17 protein-coding genes and 1 pseudogene are annotated in these 17,897 nt (G+C 61.7%); 13 read left to right on the plus strand and 5 right to left on the minus strand.

Features of this window, described 5'->3' with window-relative positions; translation table 11 throughout:
- Positions 1-115: 115 nt before the first annotated feature.
- The 6 genes from dusB to ACP7C6_RS19655 all read left to right on the plus strand — a co-directional run bounded on the left by dusB (position 116) and on the right by ACP7C6_RS19655 (position 8,278).
- A complete protein-coding gene (dusB, locus tag ACP7C6_RS19630) occupies positions 116-1,129 on the plus strand; it encodes a tRNA dihydrouridine synthase DusB (RefSeq protein WP_016976994.1) in 1,014 nt (337 codons plus the stop codon).
- Entirely contained in the window at positions 1,126-1,446 is a 321-nt protein-coding gene (gene fis / locus ACP7C6_RS19635) for a DNA-binding transcriptional regulator Fis (protein ID WP_002555375.1), read from the plus strand. The genes dusB and fis overlap by 4 nt, the downstream gene beginning before the upstream one ends.
- A gap of 82 nt (positions 1,447-1,528) precedes the next feature.
- Positions 1,529-3,136, plus strand: coding sequence for a bifunctional phosphoribosylaminoimidazolecarboxamide formyltransferase/IMP cyclohydrolase (gene purH / locus ACP7C6_RS19640; protein ID WP_122554725.1), 1,608 nt, complete (start codon positions 1,529-1,531; stop codon positions 3,134-3,136).
- Between the two features lie 138 nt (positions 3,137-3,274).
- Positions 3,275-4,567: a phosphoribosylamine--glycine ligase gene (gene purD, locus ACP7C6_RS19645; RefSeq protein ID WP_028615574.1), complete on the plus strand. Its 1,293-nt coding sequence runs from the start codon at positions 3,275-3,277 to the stop codon at positions 4,565-4,567.
- Positions 4,568-4,667: 100 nt separating this feature from the next.
- A complete protein-coding gene (locus ACP7C6_RS19650; protein ID WP_028615573.1) occupies positions 4,668-7,439 on the plus strand; it encodes a hybrid sensor histidine kinase/response regulator in 2,772 nt (923 codons plus the stop codon).
- 242 nt (positions 7,440-7,681) lie between these two features.
- A complete protein-coding gene (locus ACP7C6_RS19655) occupies positions 7,682-8,278 on the plus strand; it encodes a MarC family protein (RefSeq protein ID WP_426109137.1) in 597 nt (198 codons plus the stop codon).
- On the opposite strand, the gene ACP7C6_RS19660 is transcribed toward ACP7C6_RS19655, so the two are convergent.
- From ACP7C6_RS19660 to cobG, 5 genes are all read right to left on the minus strand, one after another.
- Positions 8,275-9,054 carry a hypothetical protein gene (locus ACP7C6_RS19660; RefSeq protein WP_068935323.1) on the minus strand — a complete coding sequence of 260 codons (780 nt, stop codon included), beginning with the start codon at positions 9,052-9,054 and terminating at the stop codon, positions 8,275-8,277. The two genes, ACP7C6_RS19655 and ACP7C6_RS19660, sit on opposite strands and share 4 nt — an antisense overlap.
- A 237-nt stretch (positions 9,055-9,291) precedes the next feature.
- Positions 9,292-10,929: a precorrin-3B C(17)-methyltransferase gene (gene cobJ / locus ACP7C6_RS19665; RefSeq protein WP_426109138.1), complete on the minus strand. Its 1,638-nt coding sequence runs from the start codon at positions 10,927-10,929 to the stop codon at positions 9,292-9,294.
- Positions 10,929-11,660, minus strand: a complete 732-nt coding sequence (locus ACP7C6_RS19670) for a precorrin-2 C(20)-methyltransferase (protein ID WP_068935318.1) — start codon at positions 11,658-11,660, stop codon at positions 10,929-10,931. Before ACP7C6_RS19670 ends, cobJ begins: the two co-directional genes overlap by 1 nt.
- Positions 11,660-12,286 carry a precorrin-8X methylmutase gene (locus ACP7C6_RS19675; RefSeq protein ID WP_016976987.1) on the minus strand — a complete coding sequence of 209 codons (627 nt, stop codon included), beginning with the start codon at positions 12,284-12,286 and terminating at the stop codon, positions 11,660-11,662. The genes ACP7C6_RS19670 and ACP7C6_RS19675 overlap by 1 nt, the downstream gene beginning before the upstream one ends.
- The gene (cobG, locus tag ACP7C6_RS19680) at positions 12,279-13,625 is read right to left on the minus strand and encodes a precorrin-3B synthase (RefSeq protein ID WP_426109139.1); all 1,347 of its coding nucleotides are present in this window, start codon (positions 13,623-13,625) and stop codon (positions 12,279-12,281) included. Before cobG ends, ACP7C6_RS19675 begins: the two co-directional genes overlap by 8 nt.
- A 38-nt stretch (positions 13,626-13,663) precedes the next feature.
- Here cobG and cbiE point away from each other — a divergent pair, with 38 nt between their 5' ends.
- From cbiE to ACP7C6_RS19715, 7 genes and pseudogenes are all read left to right on the plus strand, one after another.
- Complete coding sequence (cbiE, locus tag ACP7C6_RS19685; RefSeq protein ID WP_426109140.1) at positions 13,664-14,869, plus strand: precorrin-6y C5,15-methyltransferase (decarboxylating) subunit CbiE; 1,206 nt, start codon at positions 13,664-13,666, stop codon at positions 14,867-14,869.
- Positions 14,866-15,585, plus strand: a complete 720-nt coding sequence (locus ACP7C6_RS19690) for a cobalt-precorrin-6A reductase (protein WP_126569607.1) — start codon at positions 14,866-14,868, stop codon at positions 15,583-15,585. The genes cbiE and ACP7C6_RS19690 overlap by 4 nt, the downstream gene beginning before the upstream one ends.
- Before the next feature lie 301 nt (positions 15,586-15,886).
- A pseudogene (locus tag ACP7C6_RS19695) lies at positions 15,887-16,147 on the plus strand (type II toxin-antitoxin system RelE/ParE family toxin).
- Positions 16,144-16,431: an addiction module antidote protein gene (locus tag ACP7C6_RS19700; protein WP_426109141.1), complete on the plus strand. Its 288-nt coding sequence runs from the start codon at positions 16,144-16,146 to the stop codon at positions 16,429-16,431. The pseudogene ACP7C6_RS19695 and the gene ACP7C6_RS19700 overlap by 4 nt, the downstream one beginning before the upstream one ends.
- A 97-nt stretch (positions 16,432-16,528) precedes the next feature.
- Positions 16,529-16,924, plus strand: a complete 396-nt coding sequence (locus ACP7C6_RS19705; protein ID WP_028615564.1) for a DUF2946 domain-containing protein — start codon at positions 16,529-16,531, stop codon at positions 16,922-16,924.
- A 47-nt stretch (positions 16,925-16,971) separates the two neighbouring features.
- Positions 16,972-17,454: a copper chaperone PCu(A)C gene (locus ACP7C6_RS19710; protein WP_028615563.1), complete on the plus strand. Its 483-nt coding sequence runs from the start codon at positions 16,972-16,974 to the stop codon at positions 17,452-17,454.
- Positions 17,455-17,465: 11 nt separating this feature from the next.
- Positions 17,466-17,855: a DUF2946 domain-containing protein gene (locus ACP7C6_RS19715; RefSeq protein ID WP_028615562.1), complete on the plus strand. Its 390-nt coding sequence runs from the start codon at positions 17,466-17,468 to the stop codon at positions 17,853-17,855.
- The last annotated feature ends 42 nt before the right edge of the window (positions 17,856-17,897 follow it).

Here is a 17,897-nt window from a genome sequence, read left to right on the forward strand (position 1 = left end):
AAGAAATAACTGTTCAGATTTTATCCAATTCAGCCTTTATCCAGTCATCGAGAGCGGGTATCATGCCAACCCTTTTTCGAACTCTAATGATCCGGCCCCACAACAGGGAAGTCCTATGTCGGCGGTACGCATCGGCCCATATACATTGCAGAACGGCTTGATCCTCGCCCCGATGGCGGGGGTTACCGACCAGCCCTTTCGTCAGCTGTGCAAGCGATTGGGCGCGGGTCTAGTAGTCTCGGAAATGGTCACCAGCGACATGAGCTTGTGGAACACCCGCAAATCGCGGATGCGCATGATCCACGAAGGTGATCCCGAGCCCCGCTCGGTACAGATCGCTGGTGGCGATGCACAGATGCTGGCGGATGCGGCCCGGGCCAACGTGGAGTTGGGGGCGCAGATCATCGACATCAACATGGGCTGCCCGGCCAAGAAGGTCTGCAACAAGGCCGCCGGTTCCGCACTGTTGAAAGATGAGCAATTGGTTGCCGAGATCCTGCAGGCCGTTGTCGCCGCAGTGGATGTGCCGGTCACCCTGAAGATCCGTACCGGCTGGGACCGGGACAACAAGAACGGCCTGACAGTGGCGAAGATCGCTGAACAGGCAGGCATTACAGCGCTGGCGGTGCATGGCCGAACCCGCGCCGACCTTTACACCGGTGAAGCCGAGTACGACACCATCGCTGCGATCAAGCAGGCGGTGTCGATGCCGGTGTTTGCCAATGGCGATATCGACTCCGCCGAGAAAGCCCGGCGTGTGCTGCACGCGACTGGTGCCGATGGCTTGTTGATTGGCCGGGCTGCCCAGGGGCGGCCGTGGATTTTTCGTGAGATCGAGCATTTTCTGCGTACTGGCGAAGTGTTGCCGGCACCGGAGCTGATCGAGGTGGAACGTATTCTGCTAGAGCATCTGGCCGCCCTGCACGCCTTCTATGGGGACGTGATGGGAGTACGCATTGCTCGCAAGCATGTCGGCTGGTATCTCGCAACCCTGCCGGGCGCCAGGGAGTTTCGCGCCCACTTCAATCGTTTGGATGATACGGAAGCACAGTGCGCCAACGTTCGTGAGTTCTTCAGCGAGCGTTACAAGAGCCTGGGGACAGGGGACGGAGAGGGGGTGGCCGCATGACGATGATGACCGAGACTTTAGTGAGTGGAACAACACCCGTGAGCGACAACGTCAATTTGAAACAGCACCTCAACACGCCGAGCGAAGAAGGCCAGACCCTTCGCGGGAGTGTCGAGAAGGCGCTGCACAATTATTTCGCCCACCTTGAGGGCGCTTCCGTCACGGACGTGTACAACCTGGTGCTCTCCGAAGTCGAGGCGCCCTTGCTCGAAAGCGTGATGAACTACGTCAAGGGCAACCAGACCAAAGCCAGTGAGCTGCTGGGCCTCAACCGTGGCACCTTGCGCAAAAAGCTCAAGCAATACGATTTGCTGTAAGCATTCAATCAAACCAGAAAGGCGCCCGCGTAAAAACGGTCGCCTTTTTTGCTGACTTCCTTTGCTTTTGATGGAAATTGAAATGACCGACCAGACTACCCGCCTGCCGATCCGCCGCGCCTTGATCAGTGTCTCCGACAAGACCGGGATCCTCGAATTTGCCCGGGAGCTGGAAGCCCTGGGCGTGGAAATCCTCTCCACGGGCGGGACCTTCAAACTGCTGCAGGACAACGGCGTGGCCGCAGTAGAAGTGGCGGACTACACCGGTTTCGCAGAAATGATGGACGGTCGGGTCAAGACCCTGCACCCGAAAATCCACGGCGGCATCCTCGGCCGTCGCGGCACCGACGACGCGATCATGGCCGAACACGGCATCAAGCCGATCGACCTGGTGGCCGTTAACCTCTACCCGTTCGAAGCCACCATCAACAAGCCAGGCTGCGACTTGCCGACCGCCATCGAAAACATCGATATCGGCGGCCCGACCATGGTGCGCTCGGCGGCCAAGAACCACAAAGACGTGGCCATCGTGGTCAACGCCAGCGATTACGCCAACGTGCTGGAAAGCCTGAAGGCCGGTGGCCTGACCTACGCCCAGCGCTTCGACCTGATGCTCAAGGCCTTCGAACACACCGCCGCCTACGACGGCATGATCGCCAACTACATGGGCACTGTTAACCAGGCTGCTGAAACACTGTCCACCGAAGGCCGCAGCCAGTTCCCGCGCACCTTCAACAGCCAGTTCATCAAGGCCCAGGAAATGCGCTACGGCGAGAACCCGCACCAGAGCGCGGCGTTCTACGTAGAAGCCAAGCCTGCCGAAGTGGGTATCGCCACCGCGACCCAGCTGCAAGGCAAAGAGCTGTCCTACAACAACGTGGCCGACACTGACGCCGCGCTGGAATGTGTGAAGAGCTTCGTCAAGCCGGCCTGCGTGATCGTCAAGCACGCCAACCCGTGCGGCGTGGCGGTCAGCCCGGACGCTGAAGGCGGTATCCGCCAGGCGTACGAACTGGCCTACGCCACCGACACCGAATCCGCGTTTGGCGGCATCATCGCCTTCAACCGTGAACTGGATGCCGAGACCGCCAAGGCGATCGTCGAGCGTCAGTTCGTTGAAGTGATCATCGCCCCAAGCGTCAGCGAAGAAGCCCGCGCTATCGTGGCGGCCAAAGCCAACGTACGCCTGCTGGCCTGCGGTGAGTGGTCGGCTGAGCGTGCGGCTGCCTGGGACTACAAGCGCGTCAACGGCGGCTTGCTGGTACAGAGCCGCGACATCGGCATGATCGGCAGCCAAGACCTGAAAGTCGTGACCAAACGCGCGCCGACCGAGCAAGAGATCAACGACCTGATCTTCGCCTGGAAAGTGGCCAAGTACGTTAAATCCAACGCCATCGTCTACGCCAAGAACCGCCAGACCATTGGTGTCGGCGCCGGCCAGATGAGCCGCGTGAACTCGGCGCGTATCGCCGCGATCAAGGCTGAACACGCTGGCTTGCAAGTCGTGGGTTCGGTAATGGCTTCCGATGCGTTCTTCCCATTCCGTGACGGCCTGGACAACGCCGCGAAAGCCGGTGTTACCGCCGTGATCCAACCGGGTGGCTCGATGCGAGATGCTGAAGTCATCGCTGCCGCTGATGAAGCTGGCATCGCTATGGTCTTCACCGGTATGCGCCACTTCCGCCACTAAAAGCACGACTGTAGGAGCCGGCTTGCCGGCGATGAGGCCCTTGAAGCTTGTAGTGATTCAGAGGCCGTCATCGCCGGCAAGCCGGCTTCTACAGAATGTGGTGTTCCCAAGAATTCAGCGTCATCCGAGGTTTTTGAAATGAATGTTTTGATCATTGGCAGCGGTGGCCGTGAACACGCCCTGGCCTGGAAAGTTGCCCAGGACCCGCGCGTCCAGAAAGTGTTCGTGGCCCCCGGCAACGCCGGTACCGCCACTGAAGCCAAGTGCGAGAACGTCGCTATCGACGTGCTGGCCCTTGAGCAGTTGGCAGACTTTGCTGAAAAGAATGTATCCCTGACCATCGTCGGTCCGGAAGTGCCATTGGTTGCCGGCGTGGTGGACCTGTTCCGCAGCCGTGGCCTGGATTGCTTCGGCCCAACCGCTGGCGCGGCCCAGCTGGAAGGTTCCAAGGCATTCACCAAGGACTTCCTGGCGCGCCACAAGATCCCGACCGCCGACTACCAGAACTTCACCGAGATCGAGCCGGCCTTGGCTTACCTGCGTGAAAAAGGTGCGCCGATTGTGATCAAAGCCGATGGCCTGGCCGCCGGCAAAGGCGTGATCGTCGCCATGACCCTGCAGGAAGCCGAAGACGCGGTGCGCGACATGCTCGCTGGCAACGCTTTTGGTGACGCTGGTTCACGCGTGGTGATCGAGGAATTCCTCGACGGCGAAGAAGCCAGCTTCATCGTGATGGTCGACGGCAAGAACGTCTTGCCAATGGCCACCAGCCAGGACCACAAACGCGTCGGCGACGGTGACACCGGCCCGAACACCGGTGGCATGGGTGCCTACTCCCCTGCCCCGGTGGTCACCGCCGACGTGCACCAGCGCGTCATGGACCTGGTGATCTGGCCGACCGTGCGCGGCATGGCCGACGAAGGCAATGTGTACACCGGTTTCCTGTATGCCGGCCTGATGATCGACAAAGCCGGTAACCCGAAAGTCATCGAGTTCAACTGCCGCTTCGGCGACCCGGAAACCCAACCGGTGATGCTGCGCCTGCAATCGAGCCTGGTTCTGCTGGTGGAAGCAGCCCTGGCCCAGGCCCTGGACAAGGTGGAAGCCCAGTGGGATCCACGTCCGAGTGTCGGTATTGTGCTGGCGGCCGGTGGCTACCCTGCTGACTACGCCAAGGGCGACGTGATTGAAGGTCTCGACGCGGCTGCTACGCTGGAAGGCAAAGTGTTCCATGCGGGCACTGCGCTCAAGGATGGCCAGGTCGTGACCGCCGGTGGCCGTGTGTTGTGCGCTACCGCCATGGGCGCCAGCGTCGACGCCGCGCAGCAACAGGCTTACAAGCTGGCTGCAAAAATCGACTGGAATGGCTGCTTCTACCGCAAGGACATTGGCTATCGCGCCATTGCGCGGGAGCGTGGCGAGAGCCAGTAAGCTGCTATCCGTTCGGCTAGGCAAGGGCCTCTGGCCCTTGCCGTATGCCGGCCGACCCGCGCATAGTTAACCGTGCATCAACCTACGAAGGGATTTCGCCGTGCGCTGGCTCAGGATCGCCATAGGTTTCACTGTCAGTCTGCTGACACTGCTCTGCTTGTTCCCGGCCCAGGCCGCCGCGCAAGGCAGTGGCTGGGCAGTATTGCTTGATGAACAGGCCGACCTGCAACTGAGCGACATCCGTTCCTCGCGCTACACCAATCAATTCAGCCCCATCGAACTGGACCGCCTTACCGCCGCCGAACCGGACGGTGCGTTGTGGGTGCGTTTCAAGCTGCAACCCGGCAAGCACGAACAAGTACTTCGGGTCTTTGCCCCGGATTTATCCCACCTGAGCCTCTATGTACTCGACGGCGACACCCTGGTGGAGCAACAAAGTACCGGCACACGCCAGCCCCAGGCCGAGCGCCCGTTACCCAGCAGTGACTTCATGCTGCCCATGCCCCAAAGCCAGAAACCTTTAGAGGTCTACCTGCGCCTGGTCTCGGAACATGAACTGCGCCCCTATATCACCCTGGAACCGGCCGTGCTCGCCGCCGCCGACCAGACCCAGACACTGATCTACGGCCTGTTGTTCGGCTGTCTGCTGATGCTGATCCTGCATAACATCACCCGTTTCGCCTACCACCGCTCGCGCAGCAGCCTGTGGCTGGCGGCTTGCGAGATCCTGCTGATGCTCAGCCTCGCACTGCTGCTCAACCTGATCGGCCCCTGGCTGCCAAACTGGCACGCGATCCAGACGCCGGGCGCCTACCTGGCCCTGCTGCTGACCGCGCCGTGCGGGCTGATGTTTGCCTACCGGTTCTTCATGCCGCTGGGCCCACACCCGCTGAACAAGCTGTTGATGGCCGACATCCTGTTTATCGTGCTGTGCGGCCTGCTGCTGTTGTTCGTCAACACCCTGCCGCTGAACATCATCACCTATGCCCTGGTGGCATTGGCTGGCTTGAGCATGCTGTTTGTCTCGGCCTATCACTGGCAGAAAGGCTACCGCCCGGCACGCCTGTTCGTGGCGGCGATGGTGGTGTTCAACATCGGCACGCTGATCATCCTGCCGGCGCTGTTGGGCCTGACGATGGTCTCGCCCCAGGGCCTGATCGTGACGCTGCTGGCGTTTATCTGTCTCAGCGGTCTGTTGATGAGCCTGGCGCTGGGCGAACGCCAGCGGGCGATTGTCGAAGCGCGCTTCAGCCTCAGCCGTGACCTGGCGGCAAGCAACGCCGAGATCGCCGCCAAGGCCGAGTTCCTGGCCAAGATCAGCCACGAAATCCGCACGCCTATGAACGGCGTGCTGGGCATGACCGAATTGCTGCTGGGCACGCCGCTGTCGGTAAAACAGCGCGACTACGTGCAGACCATCCACAGTGCTGGCAATGAACTGCTCACGCTGATCAACGAAATCCTCGATATTTCCAAGCTGGAATCCGGCCAGATCGAATTGGATGACGTGCAGTTCGACCTCAACGCGCTGATCGAAGACTGCCTGAGTATCTTCCGCGCCAAGGCCGAGCAGCAAAACGTCGAACTGATCAGCTTTATCCAGCCCCAAGTGCCCCGTGTGATCAGCGGCGACCCGACGCGCCTGCGCCAGGCCATGTTGAGCCTGCTGGAAAACGCCCTGCAGAAGACCGACGAAGGCGAAGTGCTGATCGTCGTCGCGCTGGATGATCGCAGCACCAAGCCGCGTCTGCGCATTGCCGTGCAGGACAGCGGCCTGCCGATGGAAGCCGCCGAACGTGACGCCCTGCTGCACAGCGAACTGCACAGCAAGAATTTCTTCTCGGCCACCCGCCTGAACGGCCATCTGGGCCTGGTCATCGCGCGCCAATTGATCCTGCTGATGAATGGCGAGTTCGGTATCAAGAGCGGCAGCCATCAGGGCAGCACCTTGTGGCTGACCCTGCCGCTGGACCCGGAACGCCTGGAGCACCCGACCTCCGACCTCGATGGCCCACTCAAGGGCGCGCGGGTGCTGGTGGTGGACGACAACGACACCTGCCGCAAAGTATTGGTGCAGCAATGCTCGGCCTGGGGCCTCAACGTCAGCGCGGTGCCATCGGGCAAGGAAGCCCTGGCATTGCTGCGCACCAAGGCACACCTGCGCGATTACTTCGACGTGGTGCTGCTTGACCAGAACATGCCCGGCATGACCGGCATGCAACTGGCGGCGAAGATCAAGGAAGACCCAAGCCTGAACCACGACATCCTGTTGATCATGCTCACCGGTATCAGCAACGCGCCGAGCAAGATCATCGCGCGCAATTGCGGGATCAAGCGCATCCTCGCCAAACCCGTGGCGGGCTACACGCTCAAGACCACCCTGGCCGACGAACTGACCCAGCGCAGCAAAGGCAACGTTCCACCCCGCCCGGTCCTCAATGCCCCGGCCGCCATCACCGTGCCGACGGATTTCCGCATCCTGGTGGCCGAAGACAACAGCATCTCCACCAAGGTGATCCGTGGCATGCTCGGCAAGCTCAACCTCAACCCCGACACCGCCAGCAATGGCGAAGAGGCGCTGGAGGCGATGAAGGCCCAACGTTATGACCTGGTGCTGATGGACTGTGAAATGCCGATCCTCGATGGTTTTTCGGCGACCCAACAACTGCGCGCGTGGGAAGTCAGCCACCAGCGTATTCGCACACCGGTGGTGGCGCTGACGGCGCACATTCTGTCGGAACATAAAGAGCGTGCACGCCAGGCCGGGATGGACGGGCACATGGCCAAGCCGGTGGAGTTGTCGCAGTTGCGTGAGCTGGTGGAGTTCTGGGTGGCACAGCGTCAGCAACGACCCGAACACGCGCCCTCCTGACCTGAAACACAATCCCCATGTGGGACCGGGCTTGCTGTGGTGAGCGGGCTTGCCCCGCGCTGGGCTGCGAAGCAGCCCTAAAACCCTACGCCGCGGACTGCCTGACACAACGCGGCGTACTTATTGGGGCCGCTTCGCAGCCCAGCGCGGGGCAAGCCCGCTCACCACAAAAGCCAGCTCCCACATTTGATTTGTTTCGCCTGATAGACTGCCCACACTTTTTCCGCCCGCGAGCCACTCACATGCTCCACGTGTTATTCAGCGTCTACCTGAAAATGCTGGTGCTCTACAGCCCGTTCTTCGTGCTGTCCTGCTTTATCAGCCTCACCCGTGGCTACTCGAGCAAAGAACGGCGCCGCCTGGCGTGGAAGGTGGCGTTGGCGACCCTGGTATCGAGCGTGCTGCTCTACCTGTTCGGCCGCGTAATTTTCAGCGTGTTTGGCATCACAGTCGACGCCTTCCGCATCGGCGCCGGCAGCGTGCTGTTCATTTCCGCCCTGGGCATGGCCCAGGGCAAGTCGGCGGTGCAGACCGACAACGTGAAGCAAGACGTGACCATCGTGCCGCTGACCATCCCCCTTACCGTCGGCCCCGGCACCATCGGCGCACTGTTGGTGATGGGCGTGAGCCAGCCACACTGGGACGACAAGCTCACCGCCATCCTCAGCATTGCCCTGGCCAGCCTTACGGTGGGCGTGGTGCTGTACCTGTCCAACCGGATCGAACGCATTTTAGGCGACCAAGGCCTGCAGATTGTCAGCCGGTTGATGGGACTGTTCGTGTGCGCCCTGGCCGCGCAAATCATCTTCACCGGTGTACGCGGTTACCTGGTGCCCTAGATCCGGTATTTGGCGATCGCCAACTGCACCTTGTCACCCGCACTCTCGCGCATCAGTTGGATCGTTTTTTCGTTGACCACCGAGGTATTCAGCACCAGGCATGTCTGCCCGCTGAAGGCCTCGAACGAGGAGCTGTCCCATTCCAGGAAAGGCAGACCCACCTGTTTGCTCACGCCATGGCTGCTGTAGGTCACCAGCACCATCATCAGTTCGCCGTCTGTTTGCACACAGGATGCCAGGCCGAAGTCAGCGCCCTGGTGCACAGAGCTGTTGCGTTTGAACAGCTCGAAAGACGCAGGCGTCTGCTTCAACGCCTCCAATGCATCGGCCGCCAGTTTCGGCAACGCTGTCAGCAGCGGCCCGGACAACGTACTCGACGCCAACACGGCGGCAATAATGTTCAGCGCCGCCAACTGCACAGTCAGGCCCTTGCCCGCACTTGAAACCCGCTCGAAACGGCTGCGCACCGGCAGCCACCCCAGGCTGACCATCACTTTGATGAATTCGTCGTACCAATCCTCGGTACCGCGGTGCACTTTCAATACATCGCTGACGTAGCTGCTGGCCAGCAGATAACTTTTACGCACGTATTCCCGATTCAGACTCGATAGGCCTTCAGCAAACGAAATTACGCTGTTGTTGACCACGGCCGCGTTGAAGTCGTCCTCGGTGTCCAGCGGTAAAGCCGCACGTTTTCCGGGCGCCCCCGGTAGTTTGTAGGCGGCAATCAACTTGCGCCTTTTTTTATTGTTGATCCTTCTGTGATGTCGCTCCATCTTGGTTCTCCACAAGCACCCCAACTCGGGGCTTATGTCCACCCTAGTCCACTGGCTGCAGGGTTTTCCAGACGATAAACATCCCTTGGCGCACCCCGTCAAACCGTGCAACCCAGCAATAACGGGGGCGGTGTCTGGCGGGCTTGCGGATTTCATCGCAGAAAAAAGAAAAACCCCGGACAACGCCAGGAAAATCCCTGGGTCATTCGGAGTTTTCAGACACCCGAGGGGCCATTTTCAGGAAGCAGGTTTCTCGCCGTACCAACGCGGCGTGTACACCCATTCACCGCCACCGGCACGCGGGAAGGTGACGGTGGTGGTGGAGCCGATCAGCACCATGGTGCGCATGTCCACCTGCTCCGGCGTCAGTTGCCCCAGCGTAGTGACGCGCAGGGTCTGACCCGGCCGACCAATATCCCGGCCTAGCACCACCGGCGTATCAGGCGTGCGATGCAGCGCGACGATTTCCAGGGCACGCCCCAACTGCCACGGCCGCGAGCGCGAGATCGGGTTGTAGAACGCCAGCGCCAAGTCGGCCTGGGAGGCCAAATCCAAGCGCTTTTCGATGATCGACCAGGGTTTGAGGTTGTCCGACAGCGACATCACGCAGAAGTCATGGCCCAACGGCGCGCCCGCCTGGGCGGCGGTGGCGAGCGAGGCCGAAACGCCCGGCAGGATTTCCAGGTCGACCTGATGCCAGGCTGGATCGCTGGATTCGTGCAGGGCTTCGATTACCGCAGCGGCCATGGCGAACACGCCGGGGTCGCCGGACGACACAACAACCACCGAGCGACCTTGGGCCGCCAGTTCGAAGGCGTGGCGGGCACGCTGCATTTCTTCGCGGTTGTCGGTGCAATGCTGCACCTGGTCGTCACGAAAGGGCCCGGCCATGCGCACGTAGGTTTCGTAACCCAGCACATCGGTGCAGCGCGCCAGTTCAGCCTTGACCGCTGGCACCATCAACTCAGCGGCGCCGGGGCCCAGGCCGATCACGGCCAAGCGGCCACGCACACGGCCGACTTGCGACAGGTCCAGGGGTTGCTCGGCAACGTTGATGACAATATCGACGTCCTGGGTGACGCTGGCAAACCGTAGCGGTACATCCAGCTTCAACGCTGCCTCATGCAACGACGCTTCGGCCATCTGTGTATCACTGGCCAACAGGCATGCCAGGGATTGCACGGCGATGCCCGCCTCATGCAACTCAGTGCGCACACGCTCAGCCAACTGCGCACCTGGCTTGCAGGTCACGCTGATGTTCTTCGGGTAGATCAGCAATTCATTGGCGGCAGGCGTGCGCTCGGTACTGCCCACATGAATCGCCAGGCGTGCCTGTTGGTCCTGGGGCAGGTTGGCCTGGTCCAGCCACGGCGCGGCGCCTTCGATGCGCACGCTTTCGCCGGCCAGCAGGTCGGAGACGAAACGCTTGCCCAGCTCCAGGTCGGCCAGTTCATAACCCGCAGGCGGGTTGAGCAGGCAGGTGCCAAAACGCAGCTCGCCACTGGTAGTGATCGCAGCGGCTACGTTCAACGCAGCGGCGATTTCGCGCGCCATCACGTTCACACCGCCAAGGCCGCCGAGCAACGGCACCACCGCGCTGCCGTCTTCGGCCACGGCCAGCACGGCGGGTTCTTCGCCTTTTTCCAACAGCAGCGGCGCCAGGGTACGAATGACGATACCCGCCGCGCACAGCGCAATCAGCGGCGTGCCTTGCTGATAGAGCAGACGCAGGGTCGCGCCGAATTCACTGTAGGTCTGGTCCGCGCCGTCGACCCGTCCGGCCAGGCCATGGATCAACGCACCGGGGTAGACCTGCTGGATCTTGCGCGCAGTGGCCAGGCTGCCCTGGCCCAGAATGACAATCGCCGGGCTCATCAACCTTGCCACCGTTCACCGGGCACGATGATCAGCGAGAAGTACGGCGACGACGACGGGTCGACCTGATCCAGCGGCACGATCTTCTGGTTCGCCATGGTGGCGCGCTCCACGTACAGCGCGCGCCCGGCCAGGCCAAGGTCTTCCAGCACCTGACGCACTTTCGGGAAGTTGCGACCCAGCTTCATGATCACGGCCGCATCGGCATCCGCCAGGCGGCGCTTGAGGTCTTCATGGGGCAATACACCCGAAAGAACTGACAGGCTCTGATTGCGATACACCAACGGCGCACCCAGCACCGAGGCACCGCCGAGCATCGAACACACGCCTGGAATCACCTGCGCGTCATAGCGCTCGGCGAGGCGGTCGTGCAAGTACATGTAAGAGCCATAGAAGAATGGGTCACCTTCGCAGATCACCGCCACGTCACGGCCGGCATCCAGATGTGCGGCGACGTCAACGCTGGCGGCGTCGTAGAAATCGCTGATCACCTGTTCGTAGGACATCGGCGCCGGCAACACTTCGGTGGTCACCGGGTACACCAGCGGCATCAGCGTCTGTTGCGGCACCAGGTGATCTTCGATGATGCCAAAGGCGTTGCCCTTCTTGCCCTTGGCCACGAAGTACGCCACCACGGGCGACTCACGCAGCAGGCGCAGGGCCTTGAGGGTGATCAGTTCCGGGTCACCGGGGCCCACACCCAGGCCGATCAAACGTCCGCGTGCCTGCATTATTCGACCTCCGTGGCCAGGGCGTTTACCGCAGCGGCGGCCATGGCACTACCGCCCAGTCGGCCCTGCATGATCACGAACGGCACACCACGACTGTCGGCGGCAAGCATTGCCTTGGACTCGGCGGCGCCGACAAAACCGACCGGGAAACCGAGGATCAACGCCGGTTTCGGCGCGCCCGCATCCAGCATTTCCAGCAGATAGAACAACGCGGTCGGCGCATTGCCGATCACCACCACGCTGCCTTCCAGGTGCGGACGCCACAGTTCAAGGGCGGCAGCGGAACGGGTGTTGCCCAGTTCGCGCGCCAGCTCCGGCACGCTGTCGTCGCGCAGGGTGCAGATCACTGGGTTATTGGCCGGCAAACGCGCGCGGGTCACACCTTCGGAAACCATCCGCGCATCGCACAGGATCGGCGCGCCAGCGGCGAGCGCATCGCGCCCGGCCTTGCCCGCGCCCTCGGAGAACTGCAGGCCGTCGATGGCGTCGACCATGCCGCAGGCATGAATGACCCGCACCGCGAGTTTCTCCAAATCAGCCGGGATGCGGTCCAACTTGGCTTCCGCGCGAATAATGGCGAAGGAGTTGCGATAGATCTCCTGACCGTCGCGGATGTAATCAATCATCGGTGTTGCTCCGTGGGCGGGCGCGCAGCAAGGCGCCCGTCGCTTCAATAGAAAGGTTGCGTGCGTGCAGCCGGCCGAAATCGGGGTGGGCTGCCTCGCGAAAATAGAGGTCGTAATGGCCGGGGCTCACCGCCAGCAAGGTCACCGGCGCGGTATGTGCGGCGGCGCAGGAGCGTGGGCAGCCGGACAGATGCACGTTGTGCCCGGTGTCCAGCGCAGCGAGTTGCACGGCATCGGCCTTGGTGTCGGCCAGGGCCTTGCCGCACCCGCTGGAGCCGGTGCAGGCGGTCATGCGCGCCAGGGGCTGGTCGATGGAACAAAGAAAGCCGAGCTGCGCCAAGTGCTCGGTAACGGCGTGCGTTTTTTCGACGTTGGGCAGCAATACGCCCTGCCAGGGGGTGAAGCGCAGCGTGCCGTCGCCGTATTCGCTGGCCAGTTGTGCGGCGCCCTTGAGCATCGTCGCATCCAGGCGACCCAAGGGTGCGATGGCGGCGACGTAAAGCTTGTTATTTTGATGCTGTGGATAAGTGCCCAGGTGCAGCAAAGCGCCGCTGGGAGGTCGTTTGAAGCCATCGGCTGGTAGCAGCGATAGCGTGAGATGACTCAGCAAGTTATCCACAGACAAATGCCGCATGCGGGTCTGCTCGGGAGTGGCGATGTCCAGAAATGCTTCCAGCACGGCCACCACCAGTGCATGGCCCTGGTCCAATGGCACGGCGGCCAGCGGCGCATCCAGCCCAGGACAGCCCGCCAGGCCGAATGCGAGAAGCGTCTCGCCACCACGTACGAACGCCGACAGCCACAAGTCATGGTGATGTTCGAGCATCGCCAACGCCTCACCGCCATCCAACTGTACGGCGAACTTGGCCGACAGCTCATGAAAACGCGGGTGGCTTTGCAGGGTATTCAGGATCTGTTCGGCCAGCGGGCGCGTATCGAAGAGCATCTGCGGATCGATCCCGGCGCTCGGGCTGAGCATCAGGTTGCGCACGTCGTCGCCGGCGGCATTGCTGGGGCCGAGGTCGGCTGCCAGCAGCATCGCAATCAGCGCGCGTTCTTCAGTGCCGATCCCGCGAATCTGCAGATTGGCGCGGTTGGTCGCCTCGATCACCCCACCGGCATAGGCCTGGGCGGCATCCGCCACCGCGTGGGCCTGGTCGGCGCGGATCGAGCCTCCGGCCAATTTGATCCGGCAAATGCCGCCATCCAACGCCTGGACAATACGCAGCAACCCCGGACAAGCCGAGGGGCGCAAGGTATTCACAGCGGGCGTTGGGTTCACGGGGCTACCGGTTGATGGGTAAAGGCGCGGTATTATGCCTGCTTTGTCCGGCGGCATGAAAAGCCTGCCCGTCGGATGTCGTTCAAGGAATTGTTATGTCGCCCTGGCTGACGGTTGTAGGCATCGGTGAAGACGGCTTCAAGGGGCTGGGCAGGAATGCCCGGCATGCCCTGTTGCGCGCCACGCGGATTATAGGTGCTCAGCGCCAGTTGGACCTGTTGCCGGTGTGTATTCGCGGCGAGCGGGAGTTATGGCCGAGCCCGTTTTCCCTGGAACCGCTGCTGGCGCGGCGCGGCGAGCCGGTGTGTGTGTTGGCCAGTGGGGACCCGATGTTCTATGGCGTGGGCGCGAGTCTGACACGGCAGGTGGCCGATAAAGAGTTGCTGATCTTGCCCGCACCGTCGTCGGTGTCGTTGGCGGCAGCGCGGTTGGGCTGGCCGTTGCAGGAAGTGGTGACGCTGTCCGTGGTCGCCCGGCCGCTGGCGGCGCTGAATGCGCATCTGGCCAGTGGCGTGCGCTTGTTGGTGTTGAGCAATGACGGTCGCAGTCCGGCGTTGATTGCCGCTTTGTTGGCTTCGTGCGGGTTTGGGCCGAGCCGCTTGAGCGTGTTTGAACATTTGGGTGGCACGGATGAGCGGCGCATCGACGGGCTGGCTGTTGATTGGCAGCACGCGCCAATCGCCGATTTGAATCTGGTTGCCATCGACTGCGTGTCTGACCCTCAGGCTGTGCGCCTGTCACGTCTGGCCGGCCTGCCGGACTCAGCCTTCAAACATGACGGCCAACTGACCAAACGCGATGTACGCGCCATGACCCTCGCCCGCCTCGCGCCGATGCCCGGCGAACTGCTGTGGGACGTGGGCGCGGGCAGTGGCTCCATTGGTATTGAATGGATGCGCGCTCATCCGAGTTGCCGTGCAGTGGCGATTGAAGCGGATGAAGGTCGCCAAGGCCTGATCGAACACAACCGCGACGCCCTGGGCGTGCCGGGCCTGCAACTGGTTCGCGGCAAAGCGCCCGAGGCTTTAAGCGGCCTGGAGGCACCGGACGCCATCTTCATCGGCGGCGGCGTCACCCGCGACGGCGTGCTCGAGACCTGCTGGCAACACCTGCGGCCGGGCGGGCGGCTGGTCGCCAATGCTGTGACCCTGCAAAGCGAAATGACCTTGATGGACTGGCGTGCGCGTTATGGCGGCGAACTGACGCGTATCCATGTCGCCCAGGCCCAGCCGCTGGGCGAATTCGATACGTGGCGACAGGCGCTGCCGATCACGTTGCTGGAAGTGGTCAAGCCGCTATGAAACGCATCCTGTTGTTGGGCGGCGTGACTGAAGCGCTGGCCATTGCCCGTACGTTGGGCCCGGAACATATCTACAGTTTGGCCGGTGTGGGCCGAGTGCCGACTGACCTGATATGCCAAGTGCGGGTGGGCGGTTACGGCGGGCCCGAGGGCTTGGCGCAGTTTGTTCGGGATGAGGGAATTAGCCTGATTCTCGACGCGACCCATCCGTACGCGGCGCAGATCAGCCGCAATGCGGCCGAGGCTGCTCGGTTGAGCAGTGTGCCGTGTTGGGCGTTGCGCCGCCCGGCGTGGCAGCCGCAGGCGGGGGATGATTGGCGCGAGGTCAGTGATTGGGCCGCGTTGATTGAAGCGCTTAAACCCTTCAAGCGTCCGCTGTTCACGTTGGGGCGCGAGCCGTTGCAGCATCTTGATGAGATCCCGCCGGAGCAGTTCTGGACGTTACGTGCACTGGATGTGTATCCGGGGAATGAGCGGTGTGAAGTGATCGGGGCGCGGGGGCCGTTTTTGATTGAGGATGAGCGTGCGTTGTTCAGGCGCCGTGGGATTGATGTGTTGATCAGCAAGAACAGCGGTAGCACCGCCACAGAACCAAAGCTGGAAGTGGCAAGAGAGCGAGGCGTGCCGGTGCTTGTATTGAAACGCCCCGCTCTGGCTACCGTCGACCGAGAGTTCACCAACGTGCAAGACCTCCTGCAAACACTGCAATCCTTGTAAGCGCTGGCTTGCCAGCGATGAGGCCCGCACGCTCACCGCAAGTCTCAGGGACCTCATCGCCGGCAAGCCGGCGCCTACAGTGAGGACGTGCCGTGTACGCGATCAGCCAGCACCTTCGCCAGCTCAATCAACTGCACAACGCAGAACAATTTCTCTTGTTTCAAATAACCCGCTAAATGGCCAACCATTTGGCCTTCTCATAAAAGCCGAATCCCCCTAAAAACAATTCCGAACCTGCTGGCTGGCTCAGCCAAAAGCCCCCGCCCTAACCTCCCCCCTCGCAGTTTCGCGTCAATTTTCATTGCGCTGTAATGCTGCTCGTGCACGTGTGATAACACGGTTAGACAACGCAACATATGGGAATTTTGGAGACTGTGAGTCAGTAGGAAACGGCGTATCAGAAATGCGCATCCACTAGGGGCCCGGATACCGAATTTACTTCACGCGCAAGGGCGATGTGGTTTACCTACTGTTGATAGGAGGCGACAAATCAACCCAGAAGCGTGACATCCAACACGCAAAGAAAATTGCAGAAGACTTTGAAAAAAGGAATAACCCATGACTGAATTTACAGATTTCGACGTCACGGACTACCTCAAGACTCCCAAGGACATGGCAGAGTACCTTGAAGCCTCTTTCGAAGAGGACTCCGGCGACGGCTTGCTGATTCGTTCAGCCCTCAACAACATCGCCCGCGCCCAAGGCATGACCCAAATCGCCCGCGACGCTGGCCTCGGCCGCGAAAGCCTATACAAGGCCCTCTCCGCCACTGGCAATCCCGAATTCGCGACTATCATGAAAGTCATGAAAGCGTCGGGCCTCAAGCTCCACGCCACCGCTATCTGATAGCACTGCGACACCAAACCACATGCCCTGTTTTTACTTATCTCCTACGATCAGGCTAAATACCCCCCTGATCGTTTAACCCTACGGATTGTCCGCCATGGCCCGTCAACGCTTTGCAATCGCCTGGATCGCCTGCCTCGCAGTGCTGTTCAACGCCTTTGCCATGCCGATGGCCAGCGCGATGCAACAGTCCCAGGACCCGGTGCAGCAGTTGCTGTGGGGCAGTTTCTGCTCCTCCAATGGCGCTACGCTCAAGACCATCGGCCTGGGCAAGCTGGAGATTCCGGCGCCGCAGCAGGACGATCATTCCACCATGCAGCATTGCTGGTGTTGCTCGGGCTCGGCGCCGTTGGTGGCGTTGCCGGGGCATGTGCCGCAGTTGTATCTCACCCAATTCAGTACCTCCCAGAGCTTGCCGTCGCCCCGGCTGCAAAGCCCGACCCCGCGCCAGCAATGGCCAAGCCTCAACCCCCGCGCCTCTCCAACGGTCTGATTTTCTTCGCAAGTGAACTGCGTTTAGAACCGTTCTGGAGAACTGCCATGCTCAAATCTTCCCTGCTTCTGGCTGCGTTGCTGCTGCCGGTGTTCAGTGCTGCCAATGCCGAGGACTACAAGTCCGGTGACCTAGTGGTCAGCGAACCCTGGTCCCAGGAGTTGCCGCCGAATGCGCCGACTGTCGCTGCCTATTTTGTGATTCATAACACCGGCGAATCCCCGGACCGCCTGCTCAGCGTCGAAACGCCAGTGGCGGAAAAGGCCGAGCTGCATGAACACGTCATGCAGGGCGACCTGATGAAGATGCAGCAAGTGCCCAGCGTCGCCGTACCGGCCAAGGGTGACCTGACCTTCGCGCCCATGGCCTACCACGTGATGCTGCTCGGCCTCAAAGACCGCGGCCTGTTGGCCGACGGCAAGCAATTCCCGCTGACCCTGACCTTCGAAAAAGCCGGCAAGGTCGCGGTGCAAGTGTCGGTACAGAAAGTACCGCCGATGGCCGGCCACGCACACAAGCATCCGCAATAGACTGACACGTAATGGGCGCCCCTCGCGCCAGGCTCTCCCCACACGCCCGCGTAAGGCGCGGCGGTTGGATCAGCCTGTTCGCCATGCTGATGATCTTTATCGGTCCGCTGATTTCCCAAGCGATGCCGATGGACCATCACGCCGGTATGTCGATGGACATGCCGATGGACCACGGCGACTCCCATCACAAGAAAACCCCTGACGAACACCACGCCCTCTGGTCCAAGTGCGGCTATTGCGACCTGCTCTACAGCTGCCCCGCCTTGCCCGGCGGCGTTTCAACCTTCACCCAGAGCAGTCCGCCGCCCGCCAACGCCCTCACCCCCGCCACGCGCCTGGGCCATGCCCGGCAAAGCATTTTCCCCGGCGCCCGCAGCCGCGCGCCGCCCATCGCTTCGTAAGCACTTCACAGCGTTACTTCACCCCGGCCGACTTTAGACAGA

Source organism: Pseudomonas sp. TWR1-1-4, assembly GCF_049897165.1.
GTDB classification, from domain to species: domain Bacteria; phylum Pseudomonadota; class Gammaproteobacteria; order Pseudomonadales; family Pseudomonadaceae; genus Aquipseudomonas; species Aquipseudomonas canadensis.